Source organism: Leclercia sp. Marseille-Q4284, from assembly GCF_916618945.1.
GTDB lineage: Bacteria > Pseudomonadota > Gammaproteobacteria > Enterobacterales > Enterobacteriaceae > Enterobacter > Enterobacter tamurae.
Window position 1 is genome coordinate 2,866,458 of record NZ_CAKAKG010000001.1, and the last position, 20,206, is coordinate 2,886,663.

At 58.2% G+C, this 20,206-nt stretch carries 20 protein-coding genes; 16 read left to right on the forward strand and 4 right to left on the reverse strand.

The genetic code is table 11. From position 1 onward, the window contains the following. Nucleotides 1-160: 160 nt before the first annotated feature. From ppiB to mnmH, 7 genes are all read left to right on the forward strand, one after another. Nucleotides 161-655, forward strand: coding sequence for a peptidylprolyl isomerase B (gene ppiB / locus LG383_RS13580; protein ID WP_106992224.1), 495 nt, complete (start codon nt 161-163; stop codon nt 653-655). A 3-nt stretch (nt 656-658) separates the two neighbouring features. Continuing rightward, on the forward strand, nt 659-1,381 hold the full coding sequence (gene lpxH / locus LG383_RS13585; RefSeq protein WP_225759372.1) for a UDP-2,3-diacylglucosamine diphosphatase: 723 nt from the start codon (nt 659-661) through the stop codon (nt 1,379-1,381). A 144-nt stretch (nt 1,382-1,525) separates the two neighbouring features. Next, on the forward strand, nt 1,526-1,735 hold the full coding sequence (locus LG383_RS13590) for a YdgH/BhsA/McbA-like domain containing protein (RefSeq protein WP_106992222.1): 210 nt from the start codon (nt 1,526-1,528) through the stop codon (nt 1,733-1,735). Between the two features lie 70 nt (nt 1,736-1,805). Then, complete coding sequence (locus LG383_RS13595) at nt 1,806-1,994, forward strand: hypothetical protein (protein ID WP_106992221.1); 189 nt, start codon at nt 1,806-1,808, stop codon at nt 1,992-1,994. A 173-nt stretch (nt 1,995-2,167) separates the two neighbouring features. Further along, nucleotides 2,168-2,677: a 5-(carboxyamino)imidazole ribonucleotide mutase gene (purE, locus tag LG383_RS13600; protein ID WP_032616904.1), complete on the forward strand. Its 510-nt coding sequence runs from the start codon at nt 2,168-2,170 to the stop codon at nt 2,675-2,677. Continuing rightward, nucleotides 2,674-3,741, forward strand: a complete 1,068-nt coding sequence (purK, locus tag LG383_RS13605) for a 5-(carboxyamino)imidazole ribonucleotide synthase (RefSeq protein WP_225759373.1) — start codon at nt 2,674-2,676, stop codon at nt 3,739-3,741. Before purE ends, purK begins: the two co-directional genes overlap by 4 nt. Nucleotides 3,742-3,815: 74 nt before the next feature. After that, the gene (mnmH, locus tag LG383_RS13610) at nt 3,816-4,886 is read left to right on the forward strand and encodes a tRNA 2-selenouridine(34) synthase MnmH (RefSeq protein ID WP_225759374.1); all 1,071 of its coding nucleotides are present in this window, start codon (nt 3,816-3,818) and stop codon (nt 4,884-4,886) included. An 88-nt stretch (nt 4,887-4,974) separates the two neighbouring features. On the opposite strand, the gene LG383_RS13615 is transcribed toward mnmH, so the two are convergent. From LG383_RS13615 to ybbA, 3 genes are all read right to left on the reverse strand, one after another. Next, nucleotides 4,975-6,120, reverse strand: coding sequence for a porin (locus tag LG383_RS13615; protein WP_225759375.1), 1,146 nt, complete (start codon nt 6,118-6,120; stop codon nt 4,975-4,977). A gap of 182 nt (nt 6,121-6,302) precedes the next feature. Then, nucleotides 6,303-8,717: a putative ABC transporter permease subunit YbbP gene (ybbP, locus tag LG383_RS13620; protein WP_225759376.1), complete on the reverse strand. Its 2,415-nt coding sequence runs from the start codon at nt 8,715-8,717 to the stop codon at nt 6,303-6,305. Further along, nucleotides 8,714-9,400 carry a putative ABC transporter ATP-binding protein YbbA gene (ybbA, locus tag LG383_RS13625; protein WP_225759377.1) on the reverse strand — a complete coding sequence of 229 codons (687 nt, stop codon included), beginning with the start codon at nt 9,398-9,400 and terminating at the stop codon, nt 8,714-8,716. The genes ybbP and ybbA overlap by 4 nt, the downstream gene beginning before the upstream one ends. Here ybbA and tesA point away from each other — a divergent pair. The 9 genes from tesA (at nt 9,368) to LG383_RS13670 (ending at nt 19,778) form a co-directional block, all read left to right on the forward strand. Beyond that, a complete protein-coding gene (tesA, locus tag LG383_RS13630; protein WP_225759378.1) occupies nt 9,368-9,994 on the forward strand; it encodes a multifunctional acyl-CoA thioesterase I/protease I/lysophospholipase L1 in 627 nt (208 codons plus the stop codon). The genes ybbA and tesA overlap by 33 nt on opposite strands. Further along, the gene (locus LG383_RS13635) at nt 9,984-10,793 is read left to right on the forward strand and encodes an SDR family oxidoreductase (RefSeq protein ID WP_225759379.1); all 810 of its coding nucleotides are present in this window, start codon (nt 9,984-9,986) and stop codon (nt 10,791-10,793) included. The genes tesA and LG383_RS13635 overlap by 11 nt, the downstream gene beginning before the upstream one ends. A 57-nt stretch (nt 10,794-10,850) precedes the next feature. Next, complete coding sequence (locus LG383_RS13640; RefSeq protein WP_106992213.1) at nt 10,851-11,705, forward strand: co-chaperone YbbN; 855 nt, start codon at nt 10,851-10,853, stop codon at nt 11,703-11,705. A 1,075-nt stretch (nt 11,706-12,780) separates the two neighbouring features. After that, nucleotides 12,781-14,229: a hypothetical protein gene (locus LG383_RS13645; RefSeq protein WP_225759380.1), complete on the forward strand. Its 1,449-nt coding sequence runs from the start codon at nt 12,781-12,783 to the stop codon at nt 14,227-14,229. Between the two features lie 310 nt (nt 14,230-14,539). Continuing rightward, a complete protein-coding gene (locus LG383_RS13650) occupies nt 14,540-15,394 on the forward strand; it encodes a hypothetical protein (RefSeq protein WP_225759381.1) in 855 nt (284 codons plus the stop codon). Nucleotides 15,395-15,561: 167 nt separating this feature from the next. After that, nucleotides 15,562-16,476 carry an SPFH domain-containing protein gene (locus tag LG383_RS13655; protein ID WP_106992212.1) on the forward strand — a complete coding sequence of 305 codons (915 nt, stop codon included), beginning with the start codon at nt 15,562-15,564 and terminating at the stop codon, nt 16,474-16,476. After that, nucleotides 16,473-16,931, forward strand: a complete 459-nt coding sequence (locus LG383_RS13660) for an NfeD family protein (protein WP_106992211.1) — start codon at nt 16,473-16,475, stop codon at nt 16,929-16,931. The genes LG383_RS13655 and LG383_RS13660 overlap by 4 nt, the downstream gene beginning before the upstream one ends. A gap of 16 nt (nt 16,932-16,947) precedes the next feature. Next, nucleotides 16,948-19,092 carry a hypothetical protein gene (locus tag LG383_RS13665; protein WP_225759538.1) on the forward strand — a complete coding sequence of 715 codons (2,145 nt, stop codon included), beginning with the start codon at nt 16,948-16,950 and terminating at the stop codon, nt 19,090-19,092. Further along, nucleotides 19,062-19,778 (forward strand): DUF3142 domain-containing protein, encoded by a 717-nt coding sequence (locus LG383_RS13670; protein WP_225759382.1) that lies wholly within the window; start codon nt 19,062-19,064, stop codon nt 19,776-19,778. The genes LG383_RS13665 and LG383_RS13670 overlap by 31 nt, the downstream gene beginning before the upstream one ends. Here LG383_RS13670 and cueR read toward each other — a convergent pair. Then, complete coding sequence (gene cueR / locus LG383_RS13675) at nt 19,775-20,185, reverse strand: Cu(I)-responsive transcriptional regulator (protein ID WP_106992209.1); 411 nt, start codon at nt 20,183-20,185, stop codon at nt 19,775-19,777. The two genes, LG383_RS13670 and cueR, sit on opposite strands and share 4 nt — an antisense overlap. Nucleotides 20,186-20,206 lie beyond the last annotated feature (21 nt).

Sequence of the window (20,206 nt, forward strand, 5' to 3'; positions counted from 1 at the left end):
AACGATGAGGCAGCTTAAAGGATGAGGCGTGTACCCGTAATTCAAACGCGAAGCAGCACACAATGCAAGGTGATCGCGCCGTGAGGTTATGCTATAACAAGCGCTTATTGTGGCCCCCCGCGGGGTCGAAGCACCACTATAAACGGAACAGGATGCAAAAATGGTTACTTTCCACACTAATCATGGCGATATCGTAATCAAGACCTTTGATGACAAAGCGCCTGAAACAGTTAAAAACTTCCTGGACTACTGCCGCGAAGGTTTCTACAACAACACCATTTTCCACCGTGTTATTAACGGTTTCATGATTCAGGGCGGCGGTTTTGAGCCTGGCATGAACCAGAAAGAGACCAAAGCGGCGATCAAAAACGAAGCCAACAACGGTCTGAAAAACACCCGTGGTACGCTGGCAATGGCCCGTACTCAGGCTCCGCACTCTGCAACCGCGCAGTTCTTCATCAACGTGGCAGACAACGACTTCCTGAACTTCTCCGGCGAAAGCCTGCAGGGTTGGGGCTACTGTGTGTTCGCAGAAGTGGTTGAAGGCATGGACGTTGTTGAGAAGATCAAAGGCGTTTCTACCGGCCGCAGCGGTATGCACCAGGACGTTCCAAAAGAAGACGTAGTGATCACAAGCGTGACCGTCAGCGAATAATTCGTGGCGACACTCTTTATTGCAGATCTGCATCTGCAAACAGAAGAACCGGCGATCACCGCCGGTTTTCTGCGTTTTTTACAGGGTGAAGCCCGGCATGCCGATGCGCTTTACATCCTCGGGGATCTGTTCGAAGCCTGGATTGGCGACGACGATCCCAACCCGCTGCACCGCGAGATAGCGAGTGCGCTTAAAACCCTGGTTGATTCCGGCGTCCCCTGCTTCTTTATCCACGGCAACCGCGACTTTCTGATCGGCAAGCGTTTTGCCCGTGAAAGCGGCATGACCCTGCTGGCGGAAGAGACCGTCCTTGACCTGTATGGCCGCCGCATGCTGATTATGCATGGCGACACCCTCTGCACCGACGATACTGGTTATCTGGCGTTCCGCGCCAAAGTGCATACCCCCTGGATCCAGACCCTGTTTCTCGCCCTGCCGCTGTTTATCCGCAGCCGCATTGCGGCGAAGATGCGCGCCGGCAGTAAAGCCGCCAACAGCAGTAAATCGATGACCATCATGGACGTCAATCCGCAGGCGGTCGTCAGCGTGATGGAGAAACATCAGGTGCAGTGGCTGATCCACGGCCATACCCATCGCCCGGACGTGCACGATCTGACCGTCAACGGCGAGCCCGCTCACCGCGTGGTGTTAGGGGCCTGGCACACCGAAGGCTCGATGATCAAGGTCACGCCCGAAGGCGTGGAACTGATCGCTTTCCCATTCTGAATTCCCCCGCCTGAAAATCATTCAATTTTTTTGAATAGTATCGGCAAATTGTTTTGATTTTAATCACACTCTGGTCGGCCTATGATTACTCACATCAGGGCAACAACGCCCTACCCCAAACAAAATCATTTAAGGAATACGACCATGAAATCCATCAAAACTTTCGTTGCAGTTGCCGCGCTTTCTCTGATCTCTTTCGGTTCTTTCGCTCAGAGCGTCAGCGCTACCGCCTCTACCCTGGACCGTGCCGAAGCGCAAATTGCCGCCCAGGCCGCTAAAGAAGGCGCCGCGTACAAAATCACCAGCGCCCAGTTCGACAACCGCGTGCACATGACCGCTGAACTGACTAAATAATTTAACTGATTGCCGTGCCGCCAGATAAGAGCCCAGCGACAGCGACAATACGATGAAGAAGGAAAAGAGAATGAAAAATATCAGCATCGTCAGCGCCCTGCTGCTGGCCGCTTCACTGTCATCTGGCGCAATGGCTGCAGAGCATCACGTCTCCATGCCGGAGGCCGGGTCGAATATCGACACCAGGTTCCAGCAGAATCATATTGATGTGAACCATGCCTTCGACAAAGAGAACCTGACCGCAGGCAATCTCCTGTAACGATGGCGTAAGCCTCCTGTGAAAAGACCGCCGAAAGGCGGTTTTTTTGTTCCTGCAACAGACGGACGTTGGCAGAAGTTTTAGCCGCGCAACCGTTTTCCTTGCCTGGCTATCGTGCTATTCTCTGTCACCTCAAAAGCCGAGAATTGAGCACCACAGGAGTTTTAAGACGCATGTCTTCTAGCAATAATCCGGCGCGTGTCGCCATCGTGATGGGGTCCAAAAGCGACTGGGCTACCATGCAGTTCGCCGCCGAAATCTTTGACATCCTGAACGTTCCTCACCACGTTGAAGTGGTCTCCGCACACCGCACCCCCGATAAACTGTTCAGCTTCGCCGAAGGCGCAGAAGAGAACGGCTATCAGGTGATTATTGCCGGTGCCGGCGGGGCTGCGCATCTGCCCGGCATGATTGCCGCCAAAACCCTGGTGCCGGTGCTCGGCGTCCCGGTACAAAGTGCTGCCCTGAGCGGCGTCGATAGCCTCTACTCCATCGTGCAGATGCCGCGCGGCATTCCGGTGGGGACGCTGGCGATTGGTAAAGCCGGTGCCGCTAACGCTGCTCTGCTTGCCGCACAGATCCTCGCCACTCATGATAAAGAACTGCATCAGCGCCTGGTCGCATGGCGTACTGCCCAGACCGACGAGGTACTGGAGAACCCGGACCCGCGAGGTGCGGCATGAAACAGGTTTGCGTCCTCGGTAACGGTCAGTTAGGCCGCATGCTGCGTCAGGCCGGTGAACCGCTGGGGATCGCCGTCTGGCCGGTCGGGCTGGACGATGAACCCGAAGCCGTGCCCTTCCAGCAGAGCGTCATTACCGCAGAGATTGAGCGCTGGCCGGAAACCGCCCTCACCCGGGAACTGGCTCGCCATAACGCCTTCGTTAACCGCGATGTCTTCCCGATCATCGCCGACCGTCTGACGCAAAAGCAGCTGTTCGACGATCTGCACCTGGCCACCGCGCCGTGGCAGCTGCTGACCGAGAAAGGCCAGTGGTCCGGCGTGTTTGCCACTCTGGGTGAGCTGGCAATCGTCAAGCGCCGCGTCGGCGGCTACGACGGACGCGGCCAGTGGCGTCTGCGCGACGGTGAAACCGACCAGTTGCCGGATGAGTGCTACGGGGAGTGCATCGTTGAGCAGGGGATTAACTTCAGCGGCGAAGTGTCGCTGGTGGGTGTCCGCGGCCACGACGGCAGCACCGTCTTTTATCCCCTGACCCACAACCTGCATCAGGACGGCATTCTGCGCACCAGCGTGGTCTTCCCGCAGGCCAATGCGGCTCAGCAGGCGCAGGCCGAAGGTATGCTCTCGGCGATTATGCAGGAGCTGGGCTACGTCGGCGTGATGGCGATGGAGTGCTTCGTTACTCCGGATGGCCTGCTGATCAACGAGCTGGCCCCGCGCGTGCATAACAGCGGCCACTGGACGCAAAACGGCGCCTCCATCAGCCAGTTTGAGCTGCACCTGCGCGCCATTACCGGGTTGCCGCTGCCGCAGCCGGTGGTCAACAGCCCGTCGGTGATGATCAACCTGATCGGCACCGATCTGAACTACGACTGGCTGAATCTGCCCTTGGTGCATCTGCACTGGTATGACAAAGAGGTTCGTCCGGGGCGTAAAGTCGGCCACCTCAACCTGAACGACAGCGATATTTCTCGCCTGAGCGCAACGCTCGACGCTATTGTGCCTCTGCTGCCGCCGGAGTACGCCAGCGGTATCGCCTGGGCGCAGTCCACGCTGAGCTAAGCCCCACCGCCGGGGAGTTGCTATTCCCCTTCCCCGGCGTAAAATCCTGCCCATCGCTGTTTTGAGGGATCCTTATGAACGATGGGACGGACTACCGCGCCATTCTTACTTCCGACACGCCAATAATTGACGTGCGTGCCCCCGTGGAATTTGCCCAGGGCGCCATGCCTGCGGCTATCAACCTGCCGTTAATGAACGATGACGAACGCGCCGCCGTGGGCACCTGCTATAAACGCCAGGGGCCGGAGGCGGCCCTTGCCCTCGGCCACCGACTGGTGAGCGGCGAAACGCGCAATGAGCGCCTCGAGGCCTGGCGCACCGCCTGTCTCGCGCAACCCCAGGGCTATCTCTGCTGCGCCCGGGGCGGGCAGCGCTCGCATATCGTGCAGGCATGGCTAAAAGAGGCTGGCGTCGATTACCCGCTGATCCGCGGGGGCTACAAAGCCCTGCGCCAGGCGGCAATACAGGCTACCGTCGAGCAGGTGCAAAAACCGACCGTGCTGATTGGCGGCTGTACCGGCAGCGGCAAAACGCTGCTGGTGAAGGCCCGGCCTGACGGGATTGACCTCGAAGGGCTGGCGCACCATCGCGGTTCGTCGTTTGGTCGCACGCTGACGCCGCAGCTTTCGCAGGCCAGCTTTGAAAACCATCTCGCGGTGGAGCTGTTAAAGAAAGACGCCGCGCGCTGGGTGCTGGAAGACGAGGGACGGATGATTGGCTCCAACCATCTGCCGGAGTGCCTGCGTGACCGCATGGTGCAAGCGCCGATTGCGGTGGTGGAAGATCCGTTCGAGGTGCGCCTGGAGCGTCTGCGGGAAGAGTATTTCGAGCAGATGTGGCAGGCTTTTCGCACCGCGCGGGGCGAAAAGGCGGGCTGGCTGGAGTACGGCGAGTACCTGCACCACGGCCTGTTTGCCATCCGCCGTCGGCTGGGATTACAGCGTTTTGCTGAATTAACCGCCCTGCTGGATAGCGCGCTCGTCGAGCAACAGCGCACCGGGGATACCCAAGTGCACTTTAGCTGGCTGGCACCGCTGCTGAACGATTATTACGACCCGATGTATCGCTTTCAGCTGGAGAAGAAAGCAGACAAGATTGTTTATCGCGGGACGTTTGAGGACGTAGCTGGCTGGCTCAGTCGTTGAAAAAAGCCGGATGCGCTAACGCTTATCCGGCCTACATATTCTACCCGACTATCCCCTCTCCCTTTTAGGGAGAGGGTTAGGGTGAGGGTTAGAAGTCGTAACGCAGACGCACCAGGTTCATATCGCCCAGATCGTCGGTGCTGGAGGTGAACACGTGCTCGTAATCCACACGGAAACCGTAATCCAGCTGGAAGCTGATACCCACGCCGTTATCGATGCGCTGGTAGTTGCGGCCATTCATGGTTTCAATGCGATCGCCCATGAAGTAAGGCTGGATGGATTTCACCGCATACTGGCCAATCGGGAATTTATAGCCCGCAAAGTACTCAATCCCCCACGCATCGCCCGCGAAGTAGTCATTTACTGACACTTTTTTGCTGGTCATAAAGTTCTGATACCAGCCGCCGCCGGCGGAGAAGGTCCAGTTGTCTGGCGTCCAGCTCAGCGCGGTACCGAGGATGTTCTGATCCCAGGACTTGCTATCGCCGTTATCCGGGTTACTCATGTCGGCGCGGGTGTAGTTCCAGGCCGCGCCCCAGGTCAGGTCGGTGGTCAGACGATAATCTACACCCAGCGAGCCGCCGCCTTTGCGCTTGTAACGCAGGCCGTTGCCCGGCAGATATTCGCTGTCTTCGAACAGGTAGGAGGCGTAGATGTCGGCATCACCTAGGGTTTTCTTGTACTTCAGCATCTGGCGTGAACGGTAAGAGCCGTCGTAGTCACCGTTAATGCCGTTACCCGGTGCCTGGCCGATCATGTCGTAGTCCCAGATATCGGTTTTCGCGCCCACCACATCATAGTAAACGCTGTTCTGCTGGCCGAAGGTCAGAGTACCCCAGGTGTCGCTTTTCAGGCCGGTGTAGAGCATACGGCGGGAGGTGTCGTGCGCACCGTCGGCATGGTGATTGTCCCAGTTGAACTGGGCCGGAATGTTCACGCCCAGCTCGTAGTAGCTGATCCAGCTGATGTCATCAAAGAGGTAGTAATCGGCTGCGAAACGGAAGCGGGTGCCGCCGTCAAAGCCGTTACGCTTGTAGCTGTTCTTGCCGTCGTCGCCGGTCATGTTCTGGAACTGAGGACGGATACTGCCGCCCACGGTGAAATTCAGACGGCTCAGCGGGTCGCCCGCCTGCGGATCTTGTTTCAGTACGGTGATTTCAGCCTGGGATGCAAAAGACGCCAACGCCACTGCTGCGCCGATCGCTACCGCCAGCGCTTTTTTAGTTATGGTCATTATTTTTCCTTGATAGACACACTGCCATTTATTTAGCAGGTGAATATTAACCAGGATTAATCCGTCCGTGTTGCCCGGTTTTTAATGATTTGTGCCACTAAACATCAAGGAATTGTCTTTTTATGCTACTTAAGTGGAATGCGCCGGTATATTAACCGGCGCGTAATGATTGCGGAGGGGAATTACCCGGAGAACTGACGGAACAGGGCTTTGCCTTTCAGTAAACGCGCGCCCAGCCAGCCACCGCACAGCGAGAGCATCACCGCCCCGCAGAGCGGCAGGATCACCCACAGCCGCCAGTCCGGCTCCCACGGGAAGTCGAACACCCGGGTCTGCAGCACCGCCAGCGCGGTTTCAGCCCCAATGGCCGCCACCAGGCCTGCCACCAGCCCCAGCAGGGCAAACTCGCTCCACAGGGTGGTACGCAGCAGCTTTTTGCCCGCCCCCAGGGTGCGATAGACCACCAGCTCCTGATGACGCTGACGCATCCCGACCTGCACCTGAGCCAGCAGTAACAGTACGCCGCAGATGGTCACCAGGACCACCATGACCTCCAGCGCCCGGCTCACCTGCTCCAGCACCTGCCCGACCTGTTTAAGGATCGCGCCGATATCCAGCAGGCTGATGGTCGGGAACTCGCGGTTAAGCTGGGTGAGCATGCCGTTGCCGTTCTCCCAGCGGAAGCTGGTCAGCCAGCTCTGGGGCTGCCCGTCCAGCGCTCCGACCGGGAAGATAAAGAAGAAGTTCGGTCGCAGGCTCTCCCAGTCGACCTTGCGCAGGCTGGTGACCTTAGCGCTGAAGTCCTGGGTATCGCCGGTAAAGGTCACCGTATCCCCCAGCCCGACGTTGAGGCGTTTCGCCAGCCCCTCCTCCATCGACACCTCCCCCGCTTTCGGCGGCCAACTGCCGGCGGTGATCGGGTTATGGTCCGGGCGTTTATCCTGCCAGGTCAGATTGAGTTCGCGGTTAAGCGATTCATCCTTGTTGCCCTCGGTCGTCTGGCCGTTAATCTGGGTCAGACGCGCCCGCACGATGGGGTAGTACGACTCCGGGATAATCTGGTGCTCCGCGAGGAATTCTTTCAGCGGCGCGATCTGCTCCGGGGCGATGTTGATCAGGAAATAGTTCGGGCTCTCCGGCGGGAGCTGCTGTTGCCAGCGATCCAGCAGGTCGCCGCGCAGTACCAGCAGCAGCGCCAGCAGCATGAACGACAGCGAAAACGCCGACAGCTGGCTGAGGGTCGACCACGGCTGGCGCAGCAGGCGGTTCACCGCCAGACGCACCGGCAGGGATTTCACCGTCAGCCCTTTCAGAACGCTGAGCAGCATCCAGCCCAGCACGCCGCACAGCAGCGCCAGCACCACCGCCCCGGCCAGTACCGCCCACAGCAGCATGCTGCCGCCCATCAGCCAGGCGAGCAGCGCCACCACCACCGCGACGATAACCGGAATGTAAAACTTCAGCGGCCAGACGCTGGCGACCACATCCCGACGCAGGACGCGCAGGGGCTGGGTTGCCAGCAGCAGGCGATACGGGCGCAGCCCCACCAGCAGGGAGATAACGATCATCGCCCCGATGGCCCACAGCCACGGCCACAGACTGGCAGGTGGCAGCGCGGCAGGCAGCACCGGCTTGAGCAGCACCATCAGTACTTTTTCAAACAGCAGCCCCATCGCCCCACCGGTGATGGCAGAGAGGGCAAGCACCATCAGCCACTGGCCGACGATCAGCTTGCGCAGCTGCGCCCGGCCCGCTCCCAGGGTTTTGAGGATCGCCACCAGATCGTAGCGGCTGCGGCAGTAGTGGCCCATCGCCACCGCCACCGCCGCTACCGCCAGCAGCAGGGTCAGCAGCGCCGAGAGCAGCAGGAACTGCTGGGATCGCTCCAGCGACTTGCCGAGCGCGCCCTCCTCCTGCTCCATCCCGGACCAGCGATGCTCCGGCTTCAGCTGCGGCAGGAGCCACTTCTCGTAACTCGCTAATTGTGCGGGCGTGCCGCCAAACTTAATGCGCCAGGTGACGCGGCTTCCGGGCTGTACCGCCCCGGTGTTGGCCACATCCGCGGTGTTCATCAGCAGGCGCGGCGCCATCTGGAAGGGGTTAAATCCGGAATCGGGTTCCTGAACCACCTCCCCGGCAATTTTCAGGGTGGCATCGCCGACGTCGATGTTGTCGCCGGTTTTTAAATTCAGCAGGGCCATCAGACGCGAGGCCAGCAGCACCGTGCCCGGGGCCGGTTTCAGGCCCGGGGGGGTAGTCTGCAAATCGCCGTACAGCGGATAGAGATTATCGACGGCCTTTACGCTCGCCAGCTGCGGGGTGTCGGCGGCAAAGGTCATGGTCTGGAAGCTCAGCTGCTCGCTGACCTTCAGTCCCGCTTTTCTCGCCTCATCAAGCCACGCCTGCGGCACCTCGCGGGAGCTGCGCAGCGTCCGGTCCCCGGCCATAAACTCACGGCTTTGCTGGCTGAGCCCCTTTTCCATCCGATCGCTGACGCTGCCGAGGGCCAGCACGCAGGCCACCGCCAGGCTTAACGCCAGCCAGACGATCAGCAGCGAGGGGGAGCGCCATTCGCGCCAGAACCAGCGGGCAATCATGCTTCCTCCCTCAGTTCGCCGTTCACCAGGCGCAGGCGGCGGTCGCAGCGGGCCGCCAGCTGGGGGTCATGGGTGACGAGGATCAGCGTGGTGCCGTGCTCGCGGTTCAGGGAAAAGAGCAGATCGGCAATTTTATCCCCGGTCTGGCGATCGAGGTTGCCGGTGGGTTCATCGGCAAAGAGCACGTCCGGGCGGCCATTGAAGGCGCGGGCCAGCGCCACGCGCTGCTGCTCCCCGCCGGAGAGTTGCGCCGGAAGGTGATCGAGGCGTTTGCCCAGCCCCAGCTGCTCCAGCAGCGCTTTGGCACCTGCCCGGCTCTGGCCGGTACTTTCACCGCGCAGCAGCCCCGGCAGTTCGACGTTCTCCAGCGCATTGAGGGTCGGGATCAACATAAATGACTGGAAAACAAAGCCTATGTGCTTCGCGCGCAGGGCGGCGCGCGCCTCTTCATCGCGGCTGTGCAGCGGTTGCCCGACCAGGTGGACCTCACCGCTGCTGCCGTCATCCAGACCGGCAAGGATCGCCAGCAGGGTGGATTTGCCGGAACCCGACTCACCAATCAGGGCGATGCTCTGCCCGCGTTTGACAATGAGTTCAACTCCGGTAAGGATGGAAAGCTCGTGCTCACCCTGACCCACGGACTTCTTAAGATGATGAACTTCAACAATGTTTTCCGCTGGCATTTGCCCTTCCTGTTTCTGATTCTGATGACATTTCGCGCCGCGGCGGCGGACACGTTATTAATTCTGGGCGACAGCCTCAGCGCGGGCTACCGGATGGCGGCCAGTGCCGCCTGGCCTGCGCTGCTGAACGATAAATGGCAGACTAAAACGACCGTTATCAACGGCAGCATCAGCGGCGATACCTCGCAACAGGGGCTTTCGCGCCTGCCTGCCCTGCTGAAACAGCATCAGCCGCGCTGGGTGCTGGTGGAACTCGGCGGCAATGACGGTCTGCGCGGCTTCCAGCCTCAACAGACCGAACAGACCCTGCGCAAAATTTTGCAGGATATTCGCGCCGCCAATGCCCAGCCGCTGTTGATGCAAATTCGTCTGCCCGCCAACTACGGTCGTCGGTATAATGAAGCCTTCAGTGCGATATATCCGAAGCTTGCCAAAGAGTTCGATGTTCCGCTGCTGCCCTTTTTTATGGAAGAGGTCTACCTGAAACCGCAGTGGATGCAGGATGACGGTATTCACCCCAATCGGGACGCACAGCCGTTTATTGCCGACTGGATGGCAACCCGGCTGGCTCCCTTAGTTAAACATGACTCGTAATTCAGCGGAGATCCTGACAGGTAAAGTTATGCAAAAATCGGTCTTAATAACAGGATGTTCCAGCGGAATTGGCCTTGAAAGCGCCCTTGAACTGAAGCGTCAGGGATTCTGGGTACTGGCCGCCTGCCGCAAACCCGAAGACGTTGAACGGATGAACGGGATGGGTTTTACCGGCGTATTGCTGGATCTGGATTGTACCGACAGCATTGAGCGCGCCGCCGAAGAGGTGATTGCCCTCACTAATAATCGTCTGTACGGGCTGTTTAATAATGCCGGTTTCGGCGTTTACGGTCCGCTGCAGACCGTCACCCGCCAGCAGCTTGAACAGCAATTTTCCGCCAACTTTTTTGGCGTCCACCAGCTCACCATGCGTCTGCTGCCCGCCATGCTGCCGCACGGCGAAGGGCGGATCGTGATGACCTCCTCGGTGATGGGGCTGATCTCCACGCCGGGACGCGGGGCTTACGCCGCCAGCAAATACGCCCTGGAAGCCTGGTCGGATGCGCTGCGCATGGAGTTGCGCCACAGCGGCATTAAGGTGAGCCTGATTGAGCCCGGCCCTATCCGCACCCGTTTTACCGACAACGTCAATCAGACCCAGGCCGACAAGCCGGTGGAAAACCCGGGTATTGCCGCACGTTTTACGCTCGGCCCGGAGGCGGTAGTCGCCAAAGTGCGCCATGCTTTTGAGAGCAAAAAACCTAAAATGCGTTATCCGGTCACCCTGGTGACCCATGCCGTCGGCCTGCTGAAGCGCCTGCTGCCCGGCCGGATGATGGACAAAATTTTACAGGGCTGAGTTGAAGCCACGCGCCGCGCCCCCATGTAAATTAAAACTCATAACCGAGAATGCCGCATGTCCGTACAGAATATTGTCAACATTACCGAAGCCAACCTGCACCAGACCCTTGAACAGTCGATGACCAAACCGGTGCTGTTCTACTTCTGGTCTGAACGTAGCCAGCACTGTCTGGAGCTGACGCCGGTGCTCGAGAAGCTTGCGGCCCAGTACAACGGCCAGTTTATTCTGGCAAAACTGGATTGCGACGCCGAGCAGATGATCGCCTCACAGTTTGGCCTGCGCGCCATCCCAACGGTGTATCTGTTCCAGAATGGTCAGCCGGTAGATGGCTTCCAGGGTCCACAGCCGGAAGAGGCGGTTCGCGCCCTGCTGGATAAAGTGCTGCCGCGCGAAGATGAGCTGAAAGCGCAGCAGGCAGCGGCCCTGATGGCCGAAGGCAAGCATGACGACGCCCTGCCGCTGCTGAAAGAGGCCTGGGAGCTCTCCGGTCACAACAGCGAAACCGGCCTGCTGCTGGCGGAAACGCTGATTATCTTAAAACGCTCCGAAGATGCCGAAGGCGTGCTGAAGACTATCCCGCTGCAGGATCAGGACACCCGTTATCAGGGCCTGGTAGCGCAGATTGAACTGCTGAAGCAGGCCGCGGACACCCCGGAAATTCAGCAGCTGCAGCAGCACGTCGCCGCCAACCCAGCCGACGCCGCGCTGGCCAGCCAACTGGCCCTGCAGCTGCATCAGGTGGGTCGTAATGAAGAGGCGCTGGAACTGCTGTTCGGCCATCTGAAAACCGATCTGGCTGCCGCTGACGGTCAGGCGCGTAAAATGTTCCAGGAAATTCTGGCCGCGCTTGGCACAGGTGACTCCCTGGCCTCAACCTATCGCCGTAAGCTTTACGCTCTGCTGTACTGATCGCTCCTTCCTCTGCCCGGTAATGCTTCGCTTACCGGGCCTGCTCATCTGATTTAACCTCTCCGTATCATTTCTGCCTGATAGCTGACGACTAAATATTTTCAGTCTATGGACAGATTGACTGTTTTTATTACCTTCTCAGCCAATCCTCACTTCAAAACAACAAAAGACTTAAATAAGTCTAATCAAAGACTATTCCCGAGCACACAATAAAACAACAACACCCTCACGAAACGATAAAAAAAACGTCTGACGAGGGCCAAAAAGCGTTACCAAACGTAAATTTGATCACAATATTCCTCCAAAAAGACTAATTGCACACTTTATGTAACATTTATCTCTAAGCGAAGCATACCATTCTTTCGTTTGAAATAAGACTAATTACAGACAATATAAATTGATCTTTAATTGACTTGCCAATAACTATTTAATTGTTAGAATCCAAAAAAAAAGACCATTAAAAATGGCTCTAGTTATACAAAAGACAATAAAAAGACAATAAAGACACCTGCAAATACTTCAGAGCCAGAGCCCTCATAGTCTCTGCCACTCTGCAATTTACATTTTGATCAAACGATTGACCTCAGGATATGTAGAGATGAAAACCACGTTGAAACTGATCGCATCGGTAGTGTCGCTTTGCGTTAGTGCTCCGGCTGCGTATGCGATAAGTTCGGATCAGGCAGCAGCGAACCTGAAAGGCGCGCTGGAATTTGACCATTTTGCACAAAAAAATTACGCCGCCGCGCTTAGGGCTGAGCACGTCTCCAACGTAGCGCTGCGTAATACGATCACCCAGTACGGTATAGGATCATCAGAGGTCGCAGCAGCAGCCAGGGCGCATCAGGATGCTTACGCGCAGATTAGCCAACGTCGTAATGAGGCTAAGCTCGGCCAAACCCAGCTGCTGGCCGCCCGGAACGCTTTTAAAGATGGATCGATTGCGCCAGTCGCTATTCCCGTGGCACCGACACTTCAACCAGCAAAGGCACCGCCGAAACAGGCTTACACTGTGCCACCGAAGCCGCTCGTTGCTCCTCCAGCACCGGTGTATAACGTACCGCCGAAACCGATCGTGTCTAGTGTGCCGCAGCCGATGAACGTGCCACCTGCACCGGTCTACAACGTGCCGACGAAGCCAGTCGTGTCAAACGTGCCGCAGCCGATAAACGTGCCACCTACACCGGTCTACAACGTGCCGACAAAGCCGGTCTTGTCTAACGTGCCGCAGCCGATGAACGTGCCACCTGCACCGGTCTACAACGTGCCGACGAAGCCAGTCGTGTCAAACGTGCCGCAGCCGATGAACGTGCCACCTGCACCGGTCTACAACGTGCCGACGAAGCCAGTCGTGTCAAACGTGCCGCAGCCGATGAACGTGCCACCTGCACCGGCCTACAACGTGCCGACAAAGCCGGTCGCAAATACCGTGCCGCAGCCGATTAACGTGCCACCCGCATCGGTCTACAACGTGCCGACGAAGCCGGTCGTGAATACCGTTCCGCAGCCGATGAACGTGCCACCTGCACCGGTCTACAACGTGCCGACAAAGCCGGTCGCAAATACCGTGCCGCAGCCGATGAACGTGCCACCCGCACCGGTCTACAACGTGCCGACAAAGCCGGTCTTGTCTAACGTGCCGCAGCCGATCGTTGCACCACCAACACCTGCTACGCCGCTCGCTCCGGCGTATGAAATCAAAACTATCCAGCCTGTCGTGAGCCTTCAGCCAGCGGGGGAAGATATCCCTTCACCTCAACCGCTGCCGAGCTCGGCGGTACTGGTCGTTACCCAGCCAAATGCATCCCGCACGCTGGTACAAGGGACGCCGGACAATACCGTGATTAATGCGCAACAAGTGGATACCCGCAGTGTGGCCGTAGTGGATACAACGACGACTCCGCTGAGCGTTACTAACGGCGTTGCCGATCCGCAGCCATTAGCATCAACGAAGAAGACGACCAGTACCCGTCAAGCCACGGGCAATACCTACGTCGTCAACTCTGTTAGCGAAGTGAACAGCTACTATGTTGATCAAACCAATCAGGGCCAGGCGAATACCAATGGCCAGCGCATCGCGGATAACAGTCAGCATATTGAGAACAATGGTCAGCGCATTGAGAGCAATAGCCAGCATATTGAGAACAATGGCCAACGCATCGCTGGCAACATTCAGCGTATCGACAACAACAGTCAGCGTATCTCGAGTAATAGCCAGCGTATCGACAGCAACAGTCAACGCATCACCCGCAACAGCCAGTCGATTGAGCGTAACGCAAAGGACATTGATGACACGCGTGAAGATCTGAAGCGCGGACTTAATAACGCCGCAGCAATGTCCAGCCTGCATTATCACTCCGATAATTCATGGGCGCTGTCGACGGGTACGGCGAATGGCGATGGTGCAGCCCTGGCTGCCGGTTTGCAGAAAGGCGTGACCCCGCATGTTGCCGTCAACATGCAGGCATCCAGCTCCTTCGATAACGGCTGGATGGCCGGAGCGGGCATCTCTGGCGATTTTTAATTCCCTCGTTCCGTTCTAAAATCCACTTCTGGCCGCCGTTATGGCGGCCTTTTTCATTTCAAAAAACGGCTTCACTTAAGTCTTATTAATGTTTAATTCTGGCAAACAGACAACGAGACTTATCTCTGCGCATTGCAGTCTTTAAAATGTCCTCATTTTTTTACACTATCCCTATCAGGAGTAACCTTTATCTTCCATTTGTGATCGACACAAAACTCCCGCATCTGTAGCTAATGGCCTCATCTTGCAAGAGATGATAAACTTTTTCGCGTTTGAAATGGCAGGCTAATAACTAGAGGTAGTATGCGGCATGACACACATCTTTTATGAGTTTACCTCCCTGAAGCCGGGCGTTCCTGATGTAGAAACATTAATGCAAGTCATCAATTCCTCAGCAGTGACCAGCTTTGTTATTGGCCCTGAAGTCGTTGATTTTGTAAAAAAAGCCTTAATCGTCAACACTACCATTGTCAGCTTTAAAAACTGCAAATTTGCGTTTGATAACGGCACACATTTCATTGAATTTGATGGGAAAGGGAAATCGAAGCGCTACGACGAGGTCCCGGAGTGGTTTGTCTCCCCGGCTGACTTCTCCCGCACCCAGTGGCTCATCAACCATAAGCTGTCGGATGTGATGGCGACAAAGTTTATTGAAGTGTTGATGTCTTACCCGTTGAAAGAGCGACGCGCCCATTGCAATCTGCTGTTCGGATTAGACTTGCATAAGACAGGGGTCGTGCCTTCCACTACGCCTGCCGCAAGTAAGATCGGCAATAAAAACGGTAAAACCACCAAACCCAAAATCATCGAGCTGGGATCGTTCGAGCTGTTCAGCCAGTTCTTTGCGCGCCTGAAAAGCGCCGTTGCGGAAGATCGGTTCCCGACCCTGCAGGTCCTCACGGGTATCGATAATCTGGCAAAAGCGCCGAGCAATCTTAAACAGGGGATCCGCACCTGGTTTAAGGCGATCACCGGCGATCTGCCACCAAACAACAAGCGCGTCGAAGCCGGGAATGCCGGGTTGTTCTGCGCCCCGGTACGCGAACAGTTGCAGCAGATTGAATCGATTGGTCTGGAAAAATACTATGCCGGACTGTCACGGGCGATCAACGAGGCTGGCGAACAGTATATCGCCAACTTCTCATATACCCATCCCGACGCCTGAGAACAGCTGTACCGCCATCGCCCCGCCATTTTTAGCGGGGCTTTTTATGTCTGGATCCTGCCCGCCTGGTTGATTCGGCGCGAAGTTGGCCCTGTTTGTCGGTATACTTGTGGGTAACAAACGAACAGTTGTTATCGCCACATGGAATACAAAACAGGAGGTTTTATATGTTCATCGTCATCCCCATTCTGATCTTCGTCGCGCTGGTCATTGTTGCCGCCGGGGTGAAAATCGTCCCGCAGGGCTATCAGTGGACGGTTGAGCGTTTTGGTCGTTACACCAACACCCTGCAGCCGGGCTTAAGCCTGGTGGTGCCCTTCATGGACCGCATTGGTCGCAAGATCAATATGATGGAGCAGGTGCTGGATATTCCTTCCCAGGAGGTGATCTCCAGGGATAACGCCAACGTCACTATCGACGCGGTCTGTTTTATTCAGGTGATTGACGCGCCAAAAGCGGCCTACGAGGTGAGCAACCTTGAACTGGCGATTATTAATTTGACCATGACCAACATCCGTACCGTGCTGGGTTCCATGGAGCTGGACGAGATGCTCTCCCAGCGCGACAGCATTAATACCCGCCTGCTGCATATCGTCGATGAAGCCACCAACCCGTGGGGCATCAAAGTCACCCGCATCGAAATTCGCGACGTGCGTCCGCCCGCCGAGCTGATCACCTCCATGAACGCCCAGATGAAGGCCGAGCGAACCAAACGCGCCTACATCCTCGAGGCGGAAGGGGTGCGCCAGGCGGAGATCCTGAAGGCCGAAGGGGAGAAACAGTCGCAGATCCTCAAAGCCGAGGGTGAACGCCAGTCCGCGTTTTTACAGGCTGAGGCCCGGGAACGTTCGGCGGAAGCGGAAGCCCGCGCCACCCAGATGGTCTCGGAGGCCATCGCCGCCGGGGATATCCAGGCGATTAACTACTTCGTGGCGCAGAAATACACCGAAGCATTGCAGCAGATCGGCTCCGCGGATAACAGCAAAGTGGTGATGATGCCGCTGGATGCCAGCAGCCTGATGGGCGCGATCGGCGGCATTGCGGAACTGATCAAAACCAGCGGCAACGAGCGCAAATTATGATCGAGACGATCGCGCTTCATCCGCATGTCTTCTGGCTGAGCCTTGGCGGCCTGCTGCTGGCGGCTGAAATGCTCGGCGGCAACGGCTATCTGCTGTGGAGCGGCGTGGCGGCGGTGATCGTCGGGCTGCTGGTCTGGGTATTGCCGTTCGACTGGGCGTGGCAGGGGGCGCTGTTTGCCGTGCTGACCCTGTCGGCCGCCTGGCTCTGGTGGCGCTGGCTCTCAAGACAGGTGCGCAGGCAAAAACCCGCCGATGCCCGCCTCAACCAGCGCGGACAGCAGCTGGTGGGGATGCAGTTCACCCTGGATACCGCCCTGGTGAACGGGCGCGGTCATATGCGCGTCGGCGACAGCTCGTGGCCGGTCATTGCCGAGGACGATCTCAGCCCCGGCACCAAAGTTGAAGTTATGGCTGTGGAAGGGATCACCCTTCGCATCCGGGCCCTTTCCCGATAAGAACAGGAATAGCATGATGGTCAGGAAGACAACGCTGGCAATCAGCGTTAGCGCATTACTGGCGAGCGCCGCCCCGGCATTCGCCTCCTTTGATATGGAAGACTGCAACTGGAGCGATGAGCACTGCCTGCTGAAAGGCGATCCGGTGCTGATCCCTGGTAACGACTCCCGCGACAACCTGCTGCGTCTGCTGAGCGAAGCCAAATCCTTCGCCCTGCCGGTGCAGTCGATGCCGGCAGATATCACCCGCTCCCGGGATGTCTACTTTGCTTACCACCCGGAGTGGGATGACGTCGATGCCCCGGCTACCGCAGCGGCGGATAAACCGGCCGAAGAGAGCCTTCTCACGAAGCAGCTGGCCGCGTTGCAGCTTGAGCCCGTCGAAACCCATCAGGACGGCGAGCAGGAAAACCGCTTCGTCTCAAACAGTGCCGACAGCCTCAGCCAGTTTTTTGCCGCGCTGCTGGCCGACGATTCCCTGACGGCGGAGCAGCGCCATGCCCTGGGCCAGGCGCGTTTGGGGCTCTATTCGGGTGCCACCGATGAGCAGATTTCCGCCTCCCTGGCGACGCTCCCGGCGGGATCCTCTGCCCTGCTGTATAAAACCTATCTGACCGGAGCGGCCCATTTTTATGCCGGGGATTACGCGGGTGCGGATCGGGCCTTTACCTCGCTTGTCGACAGCGATCGTCTGTGGCTGGCAGAGACCGCCAGCTATATGCTGATGCGCACGGCGTTGAACAAAAGCAGCCAGAACAGCATGGGCGAGTACGGCGATTTTGATATCGATCGCATCGACCGCCCGGCCGCTGAACAGGCGCAGAAAGCCGCCCAGGCCTATCTCCAGCGCTGGCCGGAGGGGCGTTATGCTGAGTCGGCGCGCGGCATGCTGCGTCGCATCAACTGGTATCTGCAGGCCTGGCCGCAGCTGGCAAGCCTGTACGAGCAGCGGTTCCAGCAGGCTGGCGATGCAAAGGCGCTGCGTGGGCTGGTAATTGAATACGATAATGTCTACGGCATGCAGTTCAACGGTCGCGCCGTGCGGGAGGCCTTCCCCGACGCGCCGCTGATCAGCTATATCGAACTGCTGCGCGCCCTTCGCCTGAACAGCGACGAGAAACCGACTCTGACGCAGGAGGATCTCAACGCCAGCAAACCGGCGTTTGAACAGAGCGGCAAGCTGGCGCTGTGGCGCAATCTACAGCTGAACCTGTGGCAGGCGACGGGTAACCAGGCCGCTATTCTTCAGGCCGTTAAACCGGCGGAAAAACTCCCGGCGCACGACATTCTCGCCTTCAGCGAGCAGGTGCTGTACGGCGACGCGCTGATGGCGCAGAAGCAGTGGCCTACGGCGCGTGATTTCTGGCTGAAACTGCTGAAACTCAGCCAGGATCCTGAACAGCAGCAGTATGTGCAGGCCAGACTGGCGGCGACCCTGGTCTTTAGCGGCAATACCGAGGCGATTTTTGCTCCGGATAGCGCCGTCACCAGTCTGCGTTATCGCTCCCGGGTGCTGAAAGCCGTGGCCTCGCCTGAGCGGTTACGCCAGCAGGCCAGCGAGGGGCCCAACAACGAAGAGCGCACCATTGCGCTGCATACCCTGCTGGTGCGCGATTTGACGGAGAACCGCTTTAGCGACTGGTTAAATGACAGAAAGCTCGCCAGCGCCATAACGTCACCCGTGGTGGGCAAGGCCTTTGACGATGTTAACCTGAGCACCTTCGACTGGAACGGTGAGGCCGCCGAAGCCGGTTACGTCTGCCGTAGTCTGGATAAAACCGTGCAGGTCCTCAGCCAGAACGCCAAAGATGCCCATGCCCTGAACTGTCTGGGCGAGTTCTTCCGCACCTCGAATACCCATGTCGATCTGTGGAAAGACAGCGCGGGCAACGGCGTGCTGGAAGCGGCGATCCACCGCAAAGCACCCTACGGGCAGTTCAACAGACAGGCTTACTACCAGCAGGTCATCGCTTCACCGAAGGCGGAGCATGAAGATAAGAGCTACGCGCTCTATCGGGCCATCATGTGTTACGCCCCGTCCGGCTATAACGAGTGTGGCGGACCAGAGGTGGAAAAAGCCCAGCGCAAAGGCTGGTTCTCGCAGTTGAAAACGCAGTATCCGGGCAGTCCGTGGGCGCAAAAACTCAAATACTACTGGTAGCTGCGCTGCTGGCCGGACAAGCGCAGGCGGCGGATATCGTCACCGCCCGGGAGCACCCTGCTTTCTGGCTCTGGTCGGGGGTGAAGGCCAGCGACGCGTTACAAGCGGCGCAAACGGTCTATCTCCATCAGGGTGAAGTGCTGGCCCGGCCGAATGAGGTAGTGTTTCAGCGCCTCGGCCTGCCGGTCAGCCGCCTGACCTTTCCCTCCATCTGGCTGACCGTGCGCTTTACCACCCTTGAGGTGCCGCCAGCCATCGTGCCGAGAATTGTCCGCCTGATGCAGCGCTGGCAGGCTGCCGGGAATCAGGTGGTGGGTTTGCAGGTCGATTTTGATGCCGCAACCCACCAGCTGGCGGACTACGCGCGCTTTTTACAGCAATTACGCCAGCAGCTGCCGCCCGAGTTTTCCCTGGGGGTGACCGGGCTGCTGGACTGGGCGAAAACCGGGGATGTCGCCACGCTGAACGCGCTGGCGGTGGATGAGCTGGTGATCCAGAGCTATCAGGGCCGCCATACGGTAGAGAATTATCAGGCCTATCTGCCCGCGCTGGCCCGGCTGCGCATTCCGTTTAAGCTCGGGCTGGTCCAGGACGGCAAACGGGATCGCCAGGCCGAAGCGCAGCTCCAGCGCTCCCCCTGGTATCGCGGGACGGTGGTGTTTATGCTCAACCCGGCGCGCGGTTAGGCCTTCGCCTTGCGGTGGCAGCAGCCGGAGAGGTTGTCGATGATCGGGCAGTCGGCGCTCTCATCCCCCGGGCAGCTTTCGGCCAGCGCCAGCAGCTGGTCGCGCATCGCCTGTAACTCCAGGATATGACGTTCGATTTCGGCCACCTTCTCCAGGGTCCGGCTTTTCACATCGGCGCTGTGCCGGGCGGGATCGTTAAACAGGTTCACCAGGTCGCCGCACTCATCCAGATTGAACCCCACCTGACGGGCCTGGCGCAGCAGCGTCAGTTCATCGAGGTGCTTTTGCGTATAGCTCCGGTAGCCGTTCTCACTGCGCAGCGGCGGCGTCACCAGCCCCTTCTCTTCGTAAAAGCGGATCGCTTTGCTGGTTAAGCCGGTTTTTTTGGCAACATCACTGATATTCACGTTTCCCCCTTGACCTTCCCC